The sequence below is a fragment of the Paenibacillus sp. DMB5 genome, assembly GCF_001517085.1.
Lineage (GTDB): Bacteria > Bacillota > Bacilli > Paenibacillales > Paenibacillaceae > Paenibacillus_AQ.
This window is the reverse complement of record NZ_LRAC01000024.1, coordinates 28,979-46,387: the sequence shown is the minus strand read 5'-3', so window position 1 is coordinate 46,387 and position 17,409 is coordinate 28,979. Positions and strand designations below refer to the sequence as shown.

The 17,409-nt window shown below is 46.7% G+C and carries 11 protein-coding genes; 2 read left to right on the top strand and 9 right to left on the bottom strand.

Features of this window, described 5'->3' with window-relative positions; translation table 11 throughout:
- Positions 1-147 precede the first annotated feature (147 nt).
- Positions 148-5,646, bottom strand: coding sequence for an S-layer homology domain-containing protein (locus AWJ19_RS05520; protein ID WP_068722060.1), 5,499 nt, complete (start codon positions 5,644-5,646; stop codon positions 148-150).
- 318 nt (positions 5,647-5,964) lie between these two features.
- Between AWJ19_RS05520 and AWJ19_RS05515 the strand changes: the two genes are divergently transcribed.
- The gene (locus tag AWJ19_RS05515) at positions 5,965-8,091 is read left to right on the top strand and encodes an ATP-binding protein (protein ID WP_241781614.1); all 2,127 of its coding nucleotides are present in this window, start codon (positions 5,965-5,967) and stop codon (positions 8,089-8,091) included.
- Between the two features lie 22 nt (positions 8,092-8,113).
- Positions 8,114-8,824: a response regulator transcription factor gene (locus tag AWJ19_RS05510; protein ID WP_068722081.1), complete on the top strand. Its 711-nt coding sequence runs from the start codon at positions 8,114-8,116 to the stop codon at positions 8,822-8,824.
- Positions 8,825-8,881: 57 nt separating this feature from the next.
- On the opposite strand, the gene AWJ19_RS05505 is transcribed toward AWJ19_RS05510, so the two are convergent.
- The 8 genes from AWJ19_RS05505 to AWJ19_RS05470 all read right to left on the bottom strand — a co-directional run bounded on the left by AWJ19_RS05505 (position 8,882) and on the right by AWJ19_RS05470 (position 17,407).
- Complete coding sequence (locus AWJ19_RS05505) at positions 8,882-9,451, bottom strand: hypothetical protein (protein WP_068722058.1); 570 nt, start codon at positions 9,449-9,451, stop codon at positions 8,882-8,884.
- A gap of 99 nt (positions 9,452-9,550) precedes the next feature.
- The gene (locus AWJ19_RS05500; RefSeq protein WP_068722057.1) at positions 9,551-10,534 is read right to left on the bottom strand and encodes a tRNA-dihydrouridine synthase; all 984 of its coding nucleotides are present in this window, start codon (positions 10,532-10,534) and stop codon (positions 9,551-9,553) included.
- Between the two features lie 246 nt (positions 10,535-10,780).
- Positions 10,781-11,533: an ATP-binding cassette domain-containing protein gene (locus AWJ19_RS05495; RefSeq protein ID WP_068722056.1), complete on the bottom strand. Its 753-nt coding sequence runs from the start codon at positions 11,531-11,533 to the stop codon at positions 10,781-10,783.
- Positions 11,530-12,594 carry an iron chelate uptake ABC transporter family permease subunit gene (locus tag AWJ19_RS05490; protein ID WP_068722055.1) on the bottom strand — a complete coding sequence of 355 codons (1,065 nt, stop codon included), beginning with the start codon at positions 12,592-12,594 and terminating at the stop codon, positions 11,530-11,532. Before AWJ19_RS05490 ends, AWJ19_RS05495 begins: the two co-directional genes overlap by 4 nt.
- A complete protein-coding gene (locus AWJ19_RS05485) occupies positions 12,591-13,607 on the bottom strand; it encodes an iron chelate uptake ABC transporter family permease subunit (protein WP_068722054.1) in 1,017 nt (338 codons plus the stop codon). The genes AWJ19_RS05490 and AWJ19_RS05485 overlap by 4 nt, the downstream gene beginning before the upstream one ends.
- 19 nt (positions 13,608-13,626) lie before the next feature.
- Positions 13,627-14,655, bottom strand: a complete 1,029-nt coding sequence (locus tag AWJ19_RS05480) for a siderophore ABC transporter substrate-binding protein (protein ID WP_068722053.1) — start codon at positions 14,653-14,655, stop codon at positions 13,627-13,629.
- 240 nt (positions 14,656-14,895) lie between these two features.
- Positions 14,896-16,017 carry a glycosyltransferase gene (locus tag AWJ19_RS05475; protein WP_068722052.1) on the bottom strand — a complete coding sequence of 374 codons (1,122 nt, stop codon included), beginning with the start codon at positions 16,015-16,017 and terminating at the stop codon, positions 14,896-14,898.
- Between the two features lie 4 nt (positions 16,018-16,021).
- Entirely contained in the window at positions 16,022-17,407 is a 1,386-nt protein-coding gene (locus AWJ19_RS05470) for a CDP-glycerol glycerophosphotransferase family protein (RefSeq protein WP_068722051.1), read from the bottom strand.
- Between the last annotated feature and the right edge of the window lie 2 nt (positions 17,408-17,409).

Below are 17,409 nucleotides of genomic sequence, written 5' to 3'. Positions count from 1 at the left end.
CGGCCATAAGCCGAACCACAGATTTATTGTATTGTCGTTTGTGAAAATCATTCCATACTCCATAAACTTTAATTGGCTGGATCCATAAAGAAATAGCCCCGCTGACATCACTGTCAGCGGAGCTATTCTAAAGCTTGCGGCTATTCATCAAAACGGCCAGCCCGGGAAGCCCGGGAAACCGCCGCCCCCGTCGTCGGCGTAGTCACCCAGAATCAATTCATAGGTTACGTTCTGTGCAGGCATCGGGAGTGAAGCATAATAAGGCGGGATCTCCGGGCCTCCGTCTACCGCTCTCCAGCCAAGCACCTCGCGATTGGCATAGGTGTTTCTTGATGGAATCGTGAATTCAGCGCCATACCGGTAGGTCTCTTCTGATAGTACTTCCTGTACTCCGGTATCCGGATCAATCCCAATGAACTTGGCTGTATATACATTTCTGTCATAATACAATTTCAGTACAAGGCTGCCGTCATCCTTCACGGTTCCGGTCTGTACATTTAGACTGGACCCGGACTCAAACGTAAAGCCCTCAATGCTGTATACAGTAGCAGTTACAGTTTCCTTTTCAAGGCCCATATGTTCCGTTATGGTGTACAGTGTATAGTCATCATCAATGCCGACGCCTTTAATATAATGCTCTACCATGTACTTGGTCTTCCAAATGGCTTTGAAGGTCAGATCATGTGCAGGCATTTCCCTGTTGTACGGATACTCCTCCGCATCCCAGCCTTCCCAGCCCATGAATTCAAAGCCTTCACGAGTCGGAGCATTAGGTCTTCCGAAGGTGTATCCCTCTGCACGATGGATAACGTAGTTACCATCTACCATAGCGCCGCCATGACTAGCCATATCCTCATCTGTCAGGCTACCGCCGTTCAGATTAAACCTGGCATCGTACAGCTTATGGTAATAGAGGTTCAACGTTGCTTCATCTGAATTCACGTTAATAATAAACGGCGACTGGTTTGGAATTCCATATTCATCTGTTTGCAGCATATACTCCGTTTTGTCCAAAAAGTCTGCATTACGGGCATCGTACGTTCTATAAGCAGGAACCGATATAATTTCGCTCCTGAGCTTAGTGAACTCTGATCCCCAATCGTCTCTCACATAAAGATTCACATTCAAATCAAATTCTCCGAGCTCGTAAATAGCCTGATACGTTCTTGCTTCTAACGGAACCGTTTCGTCTAAATTCTCCCACTCTACGAATTTCAGCCCTGGAAGAGCCGTATACGGCGGGTCCAGCACAGCCCCCGGTCTGTACTCTCTTACCTCCGGACTAATTCCAAAGGGCAGTCCAAATTGAGACAAATAATCGTACGAGAAGGTTAACGCAGTATTCCCGCGGTCATAATAATACTTGATTACCGTTGTTCCATCCGCATTGATCGTGATCTCTTGCTTCTTTGGTGTGAGATATCCCCAAATATCGACAGGTTCGTATTCAGCTACACTGTCTGTTGTACCTCTGTACTTCTCTGCCGAATGAAGATTGTATTGCCCGGTATACACATTCTCAGTGTAGCTCTCAACGAGGTATGGTGTATCCGTCTTTGGTGCCCATTTCGCCCACAGTAATGTCGTGTCTGCAGGCATTTTAGCTGGAATGGTTACCGGCACAGAGGAGTTAACATCGTCAAACCAGCCGATAAAGTCATATCCGACTCTAGCGGGATCGGGCTGCTTCGGCACATCAGAGTTATACTCGCCCCAGATTCTATTAATAATCCTTGATTGCGAAGGCGGATAAATTACGCGATCATAGGACAACAGGTTAACACTGTAGCTTGATCGAAGATTATCCCAATGCAGATTAATCTTACGGCTAATCGGTTCAGAGTTGAAGGTTGCGAACGGCGATCTCCAGGCAATGGTCATCACACTGTCCGTACCTGTTATATCATTACCGTTAGCGATGATTCTAAGGCCGACCGGATCATATCTGAAGCCGGGATTAGAGAACGTGACATCGAAATATACCTCCGGATTATACACTTTGTTCTCTACTTCACCTTCATGAAGATCCAAGTAGCTCATCTCATAAAATAAATCATGCAGATAAAAGGTTTTGTCCTCACCTTTTAAATTAACGTCCTGTATGTCCTCTTGATCATAAGCAAAGTCAATGACCACATAACGTGAGCCTATGGTCAGCAGCGGGAATTCATAGGATGTGGAGAATGGCACGACGGAGAAGGTTCCCTTGAACGCCTGTGCGATAATCTTAATATCCAGATACAGCCCTATCTCTACATTGATAGCTCCGGCAGCATTAGAGGTAGCAGCTTCACCTTGTGTCTGGCTATATTGATAGTAGAAGAAGCCCCATAGCTTAATGTATCCGCCCATCTCTACCTGAACACCGATACTATTGAGGGAGGTGGATAACGCACCAACGGCAACCTCTAGCCGTATCCCCGCCCTAAGCCCCAGCTCACCCATGGCGTAGAATGTAAAATCATATTTTTCCGGTACCAGGGTTGATTTGGAGTTTCCTACACTGCCTGCCAATAATCGGATGTTATAGCTGTACCGCTGACCGTTTTCATAGGTATAAATGATGCCCAGCGAGACATTTACTTTGGCACTAACCACAAAGTCTGCCTGGAACGTGACTTCAATCAGTCCGGCAACAACGCGGAAGCCTACCTTCAGCAGATTTTGCTCTACAATATCTACCCAGTCATTTTCATTCTCCAGCATAGCTTGGTACAGATCAGGCAGGGCATTGGAGATTTCATCAATCTCTTGATCCTCCAGCTCTTCAGCTTCCTCCATGATCTTCTTAATCTGCTTGGCTATACTTTCTACACTATCGTCATTCCAGTCCGGCTCTTCTTCCTTCTCAAACAATCCAATGTTGGCGTCGAACTGAACGGCCGTGTATGTGTAGACATCTATATTCGCATTGATCTGATAATCGCCGGGATACGGGAAAATCCAAGCCTTTTTCCAGAAAATCTCCCCGCTTGCCGAAATGCCTACAGATAGTTCCTGCTCGAATACACCCTTCAGCTTGATCTTAATTTCATTGTCATCATCGATTTCGATCGTGACCTCAGCCGTAATCTCTATAGAGGCGCGGACACCGCTCCTGCCTTTGAAGTGGCTTAGGCTCGTGCCGATGTTGACCTTAATATCATCAAGCTCCACCTCTACCCTGGAGCCGGCTACCCTCATCTGCATTGTGCCAGCCTCATTAAAGGAGGAAAGATACTTAATATCATCGGCATCCACCTGTAAATCCCCGCTAAGCTCCTTGAAGCTATCCGTCTCCAGAGCCATAGCTGCAAGATATCCGGCAGCCTGCTCTGCGAAGCCGCTATCGATCGCCTGTTGCCGCATCTGTTCTTCAAGTTCAGGAACATCACTCTCAGCAAGCAGGTCTTTGCTGTCAATATCCTGCTTTTTGTAATAATCCAGGGATCTTACTAAGCTGTCCTCTGTTACAACTGTATACGTTATCGTATACATATCGTTTGTCAGAGTAACACCCGTAATTAATGCATATTCCTTAAGCTCAGCGTCTGCACTACCCAATTCACCCTGATAGAAGGCAATATAGTCACCGGCTTCAATAACCAGATTCTCATCAAACTCAAATTCGGCATACTTGCTGTCTGTATAATCCATATCGGCTGCAGGAACGGTGATGGAATGATTGCTCGAATTACCATCCGTATCCGCCAGCAGATTTACAGGCAGCACATCAGGGATAAAGAGAATATCTTCAATCTTAGGAGCTCCATAATGATACTTATTTCCTGTAATCGAGCGGATTTTGACGTATGAAAGGTCATTATCGTCCGATGTACTGTTACGCTGCTTCGGGTGAGACCCCTGATAGATAATAACGGTATCACCGACTTCAATATCGTCACCCTCATAGATAAAGTAGCCATTCTCATAGTTAATAGTAGAATTGCTGCTTCCTTCCGCATTTACTTCCAATTGATATAAGGAGTTGGCAATAAAATCTGCCGTCTGCCCATCCTGGCTCATCACGGAGATATCCGCTGCAGCTACATATACAACATCCGGCTTATACTGGAGGTTATTCACTTCAGCCTTTTCTGTTGTAAATACCAGCTCTCTGGTGGAGGAGTCCTGTATTGCTGTGCCATCTTTGAAGCGGAGAGCTTCGTTAGACAGATTCAGCTGGAAGGTACCGCCCTCAGGATAAGCTCCCTCATCGTTGTTGGCTCTGATCGTGAATTCGCCGCTTCCTCCGGTAACAGCAATTCCCGTCTCTTCAGCGAAGGCAGCATGAGAAGTAGAGCTAAATACGATAGCGTTCTTAACCTCTGCAGCTGTTAATGTGCCGGATGGATCCGCTACTTTGACCGTGAACGTGCTTGGCTGCTCCAGCTTAGTAATCGTAGGAACGCTTTGCGTCAGCAGATCAAGCTCCGGCAATTTTTCATATTTGGCATATAAGGTAATATCTCGGGTGATAACTGCAGCTGTGTTAACTTCTACAGTGAGCGCACTATCCGTATACCAACCAAGGAAATGATGGTCGAATTTATATGCAACCGGAAGCATGCCTAACTTCTCGCCCTTGCCGACAGTCATGCTGCTAATTTCCTTGCCGCCGTTAGGATTGAACGTAACCGTATAATATGTATCCGGTACAGCCGTTGGCAGGGATGTAGGCTTAGGTGTTGCGGCTGGTGTTACCGACGGAGTTGCTGCCGGTGTTGCTGCCGGAGTTACAGCTGGTGTTGCTGTAGGCGTTACAGCCGGTGTTGCTGTCGGAGCCAATGTTGATTCTGGTATTGGTGCTCCTCCCCCTAGTGCTGGAACTGACGTTGGCACTGGTGAGGCTGTTGGTGCTGGTGACGCTGATGGTGCTGGCGTTGCTTGTGCGGCTCTTTCCTTTTTCACAGCTTCATTGCTGCGCATCAGAAAGGATGCGGCTTCTGCACGGGTTGCATTCGAGGCAGGATTATAATTGCCTTTAGCATCGCCTTTAATCAGATCTGCCTGCCATAGCTTGATAATCGCATCAGCTGCCCAAGGAGATACATCAGCTATGTCATTAGGCTCAGAGGTAATAGCCGGATTGGGAGGATAAGGAATGTTCAGCTCATCAAAAAATCTGACCGTAAACGTAGCCATCTGCTCCCGGGTTAGCGTTGCGTCCGGTGAAAAGCTGTTATTGCCCGTACCGCTTGTAATCCCGCTCGCAACTGCCCATCCGACGTAGGGTGCATACCATAAGCCTGCCTGAACATCAGAGAATGCAGCAGCTGTATACTGTGACGCATCCACTCCTGCCATACGTCCAAGTACCGTTACAAACATGCCACGGGTCATTGTACCCTGGGGTGAGAAGCTGTCGCTCCCAGTCCCGTTAAACAAGCCGTTCTGCTGTACATAGTCCACAGCAGCATAGAACCAATCTGAGGACTTCACATCATTAAAGCTAACGGAATTATTCGTTGCACTGGTGATACTCAAGTTTGATACTGCAGCAGCATCTTGAACCATCTTATCCAGACTTGATGCCAGCTCCCTTGATGATGGAAGAGGAACTGTACCGGAGCTGGGGCTGCTTGCATCCGCTAAGCCGCTTCCTGATGGTATGACCGATACAAAGATCAGCACTGCCAGCATTAAATGAATGATACGCTTGTACAAGTTATCCCTCCTCATTAGGTGCTTTTATCCTTACAAAAAAGCATCCTGAAAATATGACAAATTTCGTGATTATTCTCCTTGCATTTGCATTCTATCATAGTAATTTTGCCCATTAATGAAACTTAAAGAAATCTTTAAAATGGCTCCGGGATACAACATTCCGGCAAATTCAAACCGATAATAATAAAGATTACTGCCTTGAATACAGCCTCCTTTAAGAAGGCTATCTATAGCATAATTAGTATATTCCAGCGAATTTTGCAGATTGGGGTCGACATCATCATGCGGGGGATTCTCCGAATCAGTTCTCGTAATATCTTGCTTCGTATAGCTGTAGCCGTCGTTATTGGTCTGGCCGCAAGCTATGCTATCCTGTCTGCGCCGCCTGGCACCCCCAAGCTCCAAAGCGAACAAGGCTTTCTGGATCTGACGCAGCATTCCATCAATAAGCAGCCGCTAAAGCTTCAGGGGGAATGGGCATTCTACTGGCAGGAACTGCTCTCGCCGGAGGATATACACAGCCGGATGGCAGGAGGCGAGACAGCTGACCGGTATATCAGCATCCCCCAATCCTGGTTAGGCTACAAGCTGGATGGTCAAGAGCTGAGTGGAGAAGGCTTTGCAACCTTCCGGCTGGTCACCCGGCTTAGCGGGCAGGATCGGAATGAGCAGCTTGCCTTGCGGTTGCCTACCATTTTTCATGCATATAAATTATGGGTTAACGGAGAGCTGTTAGAAGAAGTTGGTGTGGTGGGCGAGGACAAGAGCAGCATGATTCCGCGTCTGGCAACGAAGCTGGTATTCTTCCAGCCAGAGAACGACACGGTAGAACTTGTTATGCAGGTATCGAACTTCCATCATAAACGGGGCGGCATCACCAAGGATATCGAGCTGGGCGGCAGTAATGTTCTGGCGGCCAGGGCTAAGCTGAAGGTAGCCTCAGAGATGTTCATAACCGCGAGTCTGCTGGTAATAGGCCTGTATAATATGATGTTATTCGTTCTGCGGCGCAAGGACAGGGCTCCACTCTACTTCGGCCTGTTCACCGTGCTGTTCGGTATCCGGTCCCTGCTGAACGGTGAGCTCATGCTTACCCAGTGGTTTCCCCATTTTCCGTGGGAATTGCAGTTCAAGCTGGAGTATCTGACGCTTTGCCTCGGCGGTTATATCATCACCAAGTACTTTGAATGCATTTTTCCGAATTATGTGTCGCGGTGGTTTCGGCTTAGCACCCGTATTGCAACCGGCGTACTTTGCCTGGTGATTGTGCTGACCCCTGCACTCCTCTATTCAAAAATGCTGGTGCTGATTGGTGTTATCGTTGTGCTGCAAATGGCGTATCTGATGGTTGGGCTGGCTGTGGCGGCCATACGGCGTATGGAGGGAGCGCTGATCTTCCTGCTCGTGTCGGTGGTGGCCCTGGTTACGGTGATCAACGATTTTTTATATTTTAACGAGTGGTCAATCATTGGTAATACCTCTCCGTTCGGGCTGCTGATCTTTACGATCGCACAGCTGGTTCTGCTGTCTTCAAGATTTACGAGGGCGGCAACGAACGAAGAGCGGATTGCACGTGAGCTGCAGGAGGCTAACAACAAGCTGACTGAAATGAATTCCAGTCTGGAGCAGATTGTATTGTACCGCACCCATGCCTTATCCGCAGCTCACGAGGATCTCCGCATGTCATACGAGCGGCTGCTTCACTCCGAGCAGGGCAGAAAGAAGCTTCTTGCCTACATTACGCATGATCTGCGTATGCCGCTGTCCAGCATGCTTGGTTATGTCGAGGCTGTAATGGACATGGTTAAGCCGGAACGCAATGAACAGTACCTGAAGTATATCCGGGATAACACGATAAGAATTAACCGCATGATCGGGGAGCTATCCTTCCTGTCACATCTGGAGACGGGGCAGGTAGCGTACCAGATGGAGCCTGTGCAGGTGATCGACTTCCTGCGCGGTTTCTTTGAGCAGTATGAGCTCGTTGTGCGTGATGCAGGTCTGGATTTCTTACTGGATATCGGGCATACGGAAGATATCGGATCTACGGAAGAAGATCACAGGCCTGACTCGCCTGTTATCCGGATGGATACGCAAAGATTAGAGCAGGCATTGTTCAATCTGGTGTCAAACGCAATGAAGTTCACCTCCAGCGGCGGGATGGTGCGTCTTGCGCTAACCGTGGACGAGGCAAAAGAGACAGAACCCCGCTGTGCAATCATTAGCATACAGGACTCCGGCACGGGCATCCCCCCGGAGCAGCTCGAGCAAATCTTCGACCGCAATTACCGGATAGAGCTGCCGGGCACGGATAAGGGCGTAGAGGGCAGCGGGCTTGGGCTGGCGATTTGCCGGGAAATCGTCCAAGCGCATGGCGGGACCGTCTGGGCGGAGAGCGACGGCAAGACGGGGTCGATATTCTATGTATCGCTGCCTTGTATATGAGCAGCAGGAAGGTGATGACGTGATGGACACTTACAAAATTATGATCGTCGATGATGATCCCCACATCTGTGAGATTATTCAGGCGTACTGTGAACGGGAAGGCTTTGTAGCCTCGTATAGCCACAACGGGACAGAGGGCATGCTGCTGCTTGCGTCGTTTAATCCGGATTTGATTGTACTGGATGTACTGCTGGCTAATGAGAACGGTATCGACTGGTGCAGGAACGCACGCAGCTTCACCAACGCGCCAATCGTATTTCTGAGCAGTCATGAGGAGGACGAGGTAAAAATCAGCGCATTATCTTACGGCGGCGACGATTATGTGACCAAGCCGTTCAGCCCGGGCGTACTCATGGCCAAGATCAAAGCTCATCTTCGCAGAGTGTCCGCAGGCAGAAGGGAGCAGCTGCTGGAGCTGCCGGGCTTGACGCTGGATTTCTATGCACAGTCCGTCAATATCGGCAGTAAGACCATCTTTTTATCGAAAAAAGAATTTAGTCTGCTCGCCTATATGGCCCAGAACATTAACCGTGTCGTCACCGTCGATACATTGTTTCATCTCATCTGGGGAATGGACAGTCTGGAGGATACGAGAACGGTCGCTGTACACATCAGTAATTTACGCAAAAAAATCGAGGCTGATCCTGTCAATCCGGAGAGAATCATTACGATTCGGGGTCAAGGCTATATGCTGGCTGTCAGCAAGCGCGAGCAAAGTGATAAGGGCAGGTAGTGTGCGCGGCTCCTCCCTTATCGGTAAGTTGAAATCAAAGAATAAGCTAGTAGAGCCTCACAACGCCCTCCGCCGCAGCTCATAAAAATACTGCACCGCCGGATGCTTCTGCTCCATCTTCTCAGCCATGCTCAAGATCCGCTTTTTGCCGACCCGTTTGTCCAGCAGAGCCAGGATGTTCAGCATCATGTCGCTGCTCTCCATACTCTCCTCTATCGGAGTGACCAGAAACTTGTTAGCGACCACGATAAAATTCGACTTCGTTAATGCCGTCTGGGCGGACAGAAGCTCCTTGGCATGCTCGGTGCTCTTTCGGCTGCTGGCCATGACGATCAGGCGATCCTCCGGCACCGGTCCCTTGACGGTTTGTCTCACCGCTTCAATGTCGTCATTTGTGACAGGAATCCGGATACCCGGATCGTTCTTGATATCCAGCTCTGTCTGATACCATCTTATCGGGCTATTTTTATCGCTCATGCTGAGCACGTTCTTTTTATCAACCGAGATGTAACAGATCCCTGATTTATCAGGCAGGTAACGGTAGCCCGGCGCGCGGTACTCTACTTTTCCATTTAACGCAGGGCTCAGAAAGCCCTCCAGCTGCTGCTTCAATTTACTCCAGGACATGAAATCCCACCTCTCCATATTCCAAACAAAGGACAGGCTTGCTGGCTCCGGGGGTTGTCCCCCTCTCCATTCCGCCTATCCTCCATTTAGCAGCTTCATCTATTCGTTTTCCGCCCCGTCAGGCTCCTTACTTGCAAAAGCATCCAGCAGCGCACGCACTTCACTTGTTGATCTGGTATTCATCAAGTTGTTTCTCAATTCACCGGCTCCGCGGAAGCCGCGGACATAGATTTTGAAGAACCGCTGAAGCGGGCTGAACGAGCGTGGTGCCTGACCTGAGTATTGATCATAGAGGTCCAGATGCAGCCGCAGCAGATCCAGCAGTTCCTCGCTGGTGTGCTCCTTCGGCTCCTGCTCAAAAGCATAAGGATTCTGGAAGATCCCCCGCCCGATCATAATCCCGTCCACCCCATACTCCTCAGCAAGCTTCAGGCCAGTCTGGCGGTCCGGGATATCCCCGTTAATGGTCAGCAGTGTATTTGGTGCAATCTCATCGCGAAGCTTTTTGATCTCAGGAATCAGCTCCCAGTGGGCAGCTACCTTGCTCATTTCCTCCCTTGTGCGCAGATGAATCGACAAATTCACAATATCTTGCTGCAAAATATGGGTTAACCAGCTCCGCCATTCGTCGATCTCAGTGAACCCGAGCCTTGTTTTTACACTGACCGGCAGTCCCCCGGCCTTCGCCGCCTGAATGATCTCCGCTGCAAGCTCGGGACGGCAGATCAGGCCGCTTCCCTTTCCGTTCTCCGCTACGTTCGCTACAGGACAGCCCATGTTGATGTCGATGCCCTTGAAGCCTTCCTCGGCCATACCTATACTCATCTGGCGGAAATATTCCGGCTTATCGCCCCAGATATGCGCCACCATCGGCTGCTCATCCTCTGTAAACGTCAACCGCCCGCGCACCGCATGATGCCCCTCCGGGTGGCAGTAGCTCTCCGTATTCGCAAACTCGGTGAAAAACACATCCGGTCTGCCCGCCTTACTTACGACATGACGGAACACCACATCCGTTACATCCTCCATGGGCGCCAGTATAAAAAAGGGACGCGGCAAATCGCGCCAAAAGTTAGTTGTCATCATAATAACCTCTCTATAGATATCAGGACCAATATTATCCTGCGTATGTTTTGGTACTGCCCAAGTAGAAACGGCTGCGCCGTCCTAAACAGGACGGTATCCGTTTCTGCGAGAAAGATAAGGGTAAAGGATAGCGTGAAATATATACTTTCTTATCTTTTCAAAAAGAAATAGACCGCCCTGTCCAAAGGAAACGGTCTATCGCATGCTTTATTATAACATGGCAAGAGGAAAATTCAATCCGGATTAATAAACGGCTATCGGACCGTAAGGCCCTTCCAGAATGTCTATTTTCGTATCAAAAATAGCGGTCAGGATCTCCGGCTTCATAATCTCTGCTACGGTTCCAAAGGCGGCAATTTGTCCATTCTTCATCGCACATATCCGGTCTGAATATTTGGCGGCGAAATTAATATCATGCATCACCGTCAGAATCGTTCTTCCAAATTCATTGGCAGCCTGCCGCAGATGCTCCATCATTTGAACCGAGCGGGCAATATCCAGATTATTCAGCGGTTCATCAAGCAGGACATATTCCGTCTCCTGGCACAAAACCATGGCAACGTATGCTCTTTGCCTCTGACCGCCCGACAGCTCATCCAGATACCGGTTTTCCAGATTCGTCAGATCCAGAAAGTCGATATATTTTGAGATAATAGCCTCGTCCTCTTTCGTTAATCTGCCCTTTGAATAAGGAAACCGTCCAAATCCCGCCAGCTGCCTGACCGTAAGTCTGGTTACAAAATGATTTTCTTGCCGCAGGATCGTGATAATCTTGGCCAGGTCCTTTGATTTTGATTCAGAAACATCCATATTAGCCACACTAATCTGACCCTCATCCAGCTCCAGCAGCCTGCCAATCATCATAAGCGTCGTAGACTTCCCCGCACCATTGGGTCCAATTAGAGAAGTAAATCCTGCCTTGGGAATTTCAATATTGAGCGGTCCTATGGTGACCTGATCCGTGTAAAGCTTTCTGGCATTATTTATCTTTATCATAGCGACCTCTTTCTCAGAATCACAACCAGGAAGGTTATTCCGCCAAACAGTTCAATAATAACGGATACTACAGCCCGTGAATCAAATACGTGATACATTAAAAAATAGGCCGTCGTCAGAATGAAGAAACCTATAGCTAGCGCCATGGCAAAAAGATACCGGTGATCATACGTCTGCGCCGCCTGATAGCTCAACGTTGCAACTAAAAATCCGTAGAACGTAAGGGGCCCCACTAAAGACGTTGAAACGGACATCAGAATGGCAACCAATATCAGCGTATAAATGATACTGGACTGATAGTTCACTCCAAATGTAGTAGAGACATCTTTGCCGAGCGACAACACATTCAGTTTCTTGGAATACAGCATAATTAATACTGCGATAACGATAACTATGGGAATAACAACCGGAAAATAAGCAGCATCCGCATTATTGACAGAACCAAATAGTCTGGACTGCAGCAGATCGAACTCAGACGGCGCAAGCAGCCTTCTCATAAAGGAGGACACCGAATTGAGCCCGGCTCCAATGATGATTCCAACGAGCAGCATCAGCTGCAGATTGCCGTATTTTCCGGATAACAGCCAGCCATACAGGATCAGGCTCATCAGGACCATAACCGTAACCTGAAATAAATAGGACCCGATACCGCTAAAGTTAACCAGTGCACCCGTCCCAAAGAAGAACATGGTACTTGTATGAATGGTGGAGTACAGCGATTCAAAGCCTAACAGGGACGGTGTTATAATCCGGTTATTCGTAATGGATTGAAAGGCTACGGTTGATAAGCTATGGCACACCGCCGCAATAATCATTGCAACCAGTGCCACCACTCTTCTTGTAACAACAGGAATAAAGGACGGTGAATCTACGGGAACGGGGTTGTTATACATTAACAGTCCGTATGAGGAAAGTGCACCCAAAGTAATCAGCGTGATTAGGATGATCCAATAACGTTTCTCCTCTTTCCGGGAGCGGAAGGCGCTGGCTGATCTCTTTTCATGCTGGAGGCCATTACCGATTCCTGCATTTTCAATTCTCCGGTATTCCAATGCGTTCATCTTGGCCTCCTTGGTCTTCTCTGTCGCAATAATAGAGTAATGAATACGGCCGCTCCCACTGTACCCAGGATTAAGGAGACCGGCACCTCAAATGGCATAATAATGACGCGGGAAATGATATCACAAAGCGTTATTGCCCCCATCCCGATCACGCAGACCCAGGGCAGATTGCTTCTGAGATCATCGCCTCTGTACATGGAAACAATATTGGGGACAATCAATCCCAGAAAAGGCAAGTTACCTATAACAGCGGCAACCACTCCAACCGCAACAGTAATAAGACCATTCGCAAGCAGGAGCAGCCTGTTGTAATTCAATCCAAGACTTGTCGCTACATCTTCCCCCAGCCCGGCTAACGTCAATCTGTTTGCACATATAAAAATAAGAATGCTGACGATAACGATGATCCACAAATATTCATATCTTCCCGCTTGAACAGCTGCGAAAGAGCCAACGAACCAGCTCTCAATAATCTGCGACATTTGAAAATGGAGCCCCAGGAAAGTGGATAGTGCCGAAATAACGGCTCCTAACATCAGGCCGATGATCGGGACAATTAAAGAGGAACGCAGCCTGACTCTTCTCAAGAATAAAAAGAAAATCATCGTTCCTATAAAGGAAAAAAGGATTGCCCCTGTCATTCTAGTAACCAGAGTCGGCGCCGGAACGAATAAATAGACAACCAGGAGTCCGAGGCCAGCCCATTCCGTAGTTCCTGTTGTAGTAGGTTCAACAAACCGGTTCTGTGTAATCAGCTGCATGACGAGTCCCGTCATGGCCATCGCAGCCCCGGTAAGCATTAAGGCAATCGTTCTTGGAACACGGGTGATGAAGAACATCTCCATTCCATCCGCTTGTCCGCGTATATCATACACTCCGGTGAACAGCGATATCACGCCTAGAATGATAACAACGATGACCGCCAGTACAAAAGGTATTGTCCATATTCTATTGTAATTATAGAACTGGGGTTGAGAGCAGCTCTCAACCCCGGAAGTAATATGTTTTGACACTATATTGTACTCCTTTACATTACTTAGCAAATGCTGCAGCAATGCTATCAAATATTTCTATAAAGGTCTCCAAGGATTCATTAGTATAAGTGTCATTTGGTGCATACACGATGTTGCCTGCAGTAACTGCAGTTGTGTTCTGAAGAGCAGGGGATTTATCAATTACGTCCTGAGCAGGAACCTTCTCTTCTGTAGAATTGATAGCCGCATCGCGATCCAGTACCAGCAGCCAATCAGGATTGCTCTGTGCAATAGCTTCAACAGATATTTCATCCCCCTGATGATCTGTGGAGGATTCGGCAACCTCCAGCGCCGGAGTCCATCCGAAAATATCATACAACGGCCCCCAGACGCGTCCGGAGTGAGGAGCTGAGAAACCGATATCTCCGCCGGATACGATAATGCTCATCACTTTATCCGTTCCGTTATAAGCAGACTTGGCTTTTTCGATGGCTTGATCTAGATCAGCTGTCAGTTGCTTAGCCTCATCATTCTTATCAAAAATCTGTCCCAGAGCAGTTGTAGCCTGTTTCAGTCCATTCACCAGATTTTCTCCAGGAGCACCGGCTTCTTCGGAGACATCAAAGGTAAGATCAATAACAGCAGCATTCGGTACCAGCTTCTTGATATCTTCATAAAAGCCGGAGAATCTTTGGCCAACAATGACAAGCTCAGGCTCAACAGCAGCAATAACTTCAAGCTTGGGTTCACCGTGGTTCCCGATATCCTGGACATTCTCATCCGCTACATAGGGTGAATCCGCAGGCATTACCCCCTTAGGAACAGCCGCTAATTCAATATCCCAGCTCGCCAGCGTTTCAAACGTTCTATTGTCCAGAGCAACAACATTCTTAGGATTTACAGGAACCGTAACCGTTCCATGGGCATCAGTGATTTCAACGGTAGTAGCTTGTGGAGTATTAGTAGACTCAGCAGCTGCGTTCGCGTTCGCATTACCATCCGTTCCAGCTGTATTATTTGTGCTTGAGCAAGCCGCCAGTATCACAACCAGAACCGCCATCATTACAGATAATTTTAACCTCTTCATTCCTTATACCCCTCTCCCTGTATGTATACTTTGCAGATAATCTAATCATTTATCCTGCGATAGGACTGTGATAATGATTATCAATTTCACTTAGGATAGTATACCAGCATGAGAGAAATATAATCAACCCCTTTATCCTTCAGCCAATAGAATTGAGCATAAAGACTCATTTGTCCACTAATTCAGTAAGCAGCGCTGATAAATTCAAAAAAAAGAGGGGGAGATCCCCTCTTCACTTATCTACTCTTGACCGGAATAAATTCTTTCAAGCTCATGAATTTGATTTTCCAGTGAATAGCCTGCACTTGCAACAATATCTTTACAATCGGTACGGGTATATCCTTTGGAAACTTCGACAATGGCTTCATACCAAGCGTCAATATCTAGCGGTAAAAATTGTATGTTACCTGTAATTTTTGCTTCCTCAGGCATGATATCACTTACTATGCACTTCAAACCCGAAGTTTGTGTTTCGACTAGCACAAGGTCAAGCCCTCCGAACCTTGAAGGTAAACAGAAAATATCCATTGCCTGCATTAGCTTAGGGACCTCAATATCCGATTGAAGCCCCAGGAACAGCACTCGTTCTTCAAGACCAAGAGTAGATACCATTTCTTTAATAGAATCCAATCCTTCACCGTTTCCGATTAACATAAGCTTTGCATGCGGTATTTCCTTGCTCACTTTTGCAAATATCTCTATCAGCATCTCGTGATTTTTTTGATAAGCAAACCTTCCAACATGTCCGATAACAAATGAATCCTTTAGACCCAGCTTCTCTCTATATTCTTCACGGACTTTTGGATTAAAAGCAAACTTCTCCGTATTAATCGCATTCTTTAGAATTCGAATCTTTTCTTTAGGAATCTGCGGACCATAGAGCCACTCGGCAGCTGACTTCGCACAAGCTAAGAAATGGGTAGCATGCTCCGGCATAAACAGCTTTTTCTGCTGCTCATGTGATTCAACAGCCTGCTGTCTCAGATCGGGATCATCAATGCAAACCATATTGCTGTGAGCATGTACAATAATAATAGGGATTCCCATTTCAATTGCAATCTCTTCTACTAAGAAGTTTTTCCAATAACCGGTGTGCAGATGAATGGCATCATAACCCTCGGATAAGATTGCTTTTAGTTCTGATATAAATTGCTCCCGGTTCTGCTCTGCATAACAAGAAACATAATGAACCTTACATCCATCTTTAGTCAATTCATCTTCAAAATCAATCTTTTTACTGAACGTTACAAAATCAAAATGAAATCTGGTTCTATCTATAGAATCCCAGTTTCTCATGGAATAATGTGTAATGCCCGCCCGTGAATTGGCAATGGGCAGCTGCAGAACCTTTACTTTCTTCATTGATTTATTCCTCCGATGCATTAGTATTCTGCACATCAATCGCTAATAAGTCACGCGCAAGGGCAAGCACCCGTTCTGATGAATTTCCATCGGCATATTTATGTGTTATCCGCTTCAAACGCTCTCTGTCTTTCTTAAACTTATCTTCGCCGAACAGCGAGTCAACAACGGCTTGCTGAAACTGATGATAATCCAGCGCTATTTCCCCGGGCATCCAGGCATCATAAGGTTCCATCATAAGGCCCCTTGTCGAGCTGTACTCCTCAAGATCTAACGGAGTCAGGATAATTGGCTTATCTGTAAGCAAGAAATCGATAATGATAGATGAATAATCCGAAATTAGCCCATCTATGCCATTTAATATTTCATACAGATCCATATCGTTGCTATGCAGCATTTCGTCTGTAAGTTCTACAATATTCTCTGAATTAGTGAACATTTTCCGGCTGAGCTGCACGGTATGTTTTTTATATAGAAAGAGGATATTATTTTCACTCAGAAAGTCATTGAATGCCTTCTCGTCAAATCCGTCCATATCGCTAATAAGGGCCGCATTATTTCCGTTGCTGGTTAAAAATGAATCCCTGTGTGTAGGTGCGTAAAACAAAACTTTACGCTGATTAATTGGCCCTATGAGCTTCTCCAGCATTTTTTTTCCGTCGGATTTAAAAATCATATCGTTACGCGGATAACCGGTAATTACGAATTTCTCAAAATCGAGCCTCAGGCAATATCCCATAAAAATACTATATAAATGCGACAAGGATGAGATCGCTGTCTTTTTACTAAAAGTTTCGCTTTTTCCGATGGATAAGCTTCTATCACTTTCTTCGTTGCTCATAAAGAATAACGTCTTTATGGTAAATCCATGCCATAATTCTATTGATTTCTTATTGCCACACTGTTCACCGTATTGTGTGATGATAAGACTGCTGGATAGATAATTATAATAATATTCACTATCTCTTATTGAGTCTTTAACCAGAACAACCTCAATCTCATCATAGGGATTATTAATTAACGCCTTCGACACAGCACCTGAGTTGTAGTGTCCAATAATACAAATTTTATTAGGTATTTCCTTAATTTCTCCATATTCACTCAAGTCGATTCGTGACAGATCTGCAGCTCCATATTTGTTAGGAATATAAAACTGCTTAATTCCAATATTATAAAGTTGATGAGCGATCTCAAGATGATAATTACTCGTTATGATGACTTGCAAGCCCATATCATTAATTTCACTAGGCTTTATAACCGAAAGACCCAGCATGGTGGTCCCATGTTTTTGGGGGTTATTATCAGCAAAGCAAGTAATATCATACTTATCTTTTAGCAGTGCATAATAGGATTTACCAAGCATGCCAGCGCCGAATATAACATAGCTCATGT

Excerpts from the sequence above, each read along its gene's own strand:
- AWJ19_RS05510 (WP_068722081.1), top strand. The coding sequence starts at position 8,114 with ATGGACACTTACAAAATTATGATCGTCGATGATGATCCCCACATCTGT.
- AWJ19_RS05505 (WP_068722058.1), bottom strand. The coding sequence starts at position 9,451 with ATGTCCTGGAGTAAATTGAAGCAGCAGCTGGAGGGCTTTCTGAGCCCT.
- AWJ19_RS05500 (WP_068722057.1), bottom strand. The coding sequence starts at position 10,534 with ATGACAACTAACTTTTGGCGCGATTTGCCGCGTCCCTTTTTTATACTG.
- AWJ19_RS05495 (WP_068722056.1), bottom strand. The coding sequence starts at position 11,533 with ATGATAAAGATAAATAATGCCAGAAAGCTTTACACGGATCAGGTCACC.
- AWJ19_RS05490 (WP_068722055.1), bottom strand. The coding sequence starts at position 12,594 with ATGAACGCATTGGAATACCGGAGAATTGAAAATGCAGGAATCGGTAAT.
- AWJ19_RS05480 (WP_068722053.1), bottom strand. The coding sequence starts at position 14,655 with ATGAAGAGGTTAAAATTATCTGTAATGATGGCGGTTCTGGTTGTGATA.
- AWJ19_RS05475 (WP_068722052.1), bottom strand. The coding sequence starts at position 16,017 with ATGAAGAAAGTAAAGGTTCTGCAGCTGCCCATTGCCAATTCACGGGCG.
- AWJ19_RS05470 (WP_068722051.1), bottom strand. The coding sequence starts at position 17,407 with ATGAGCTATGTTATATTCGGCGCTGGCATGCTTGGTAAATCCTATTAT.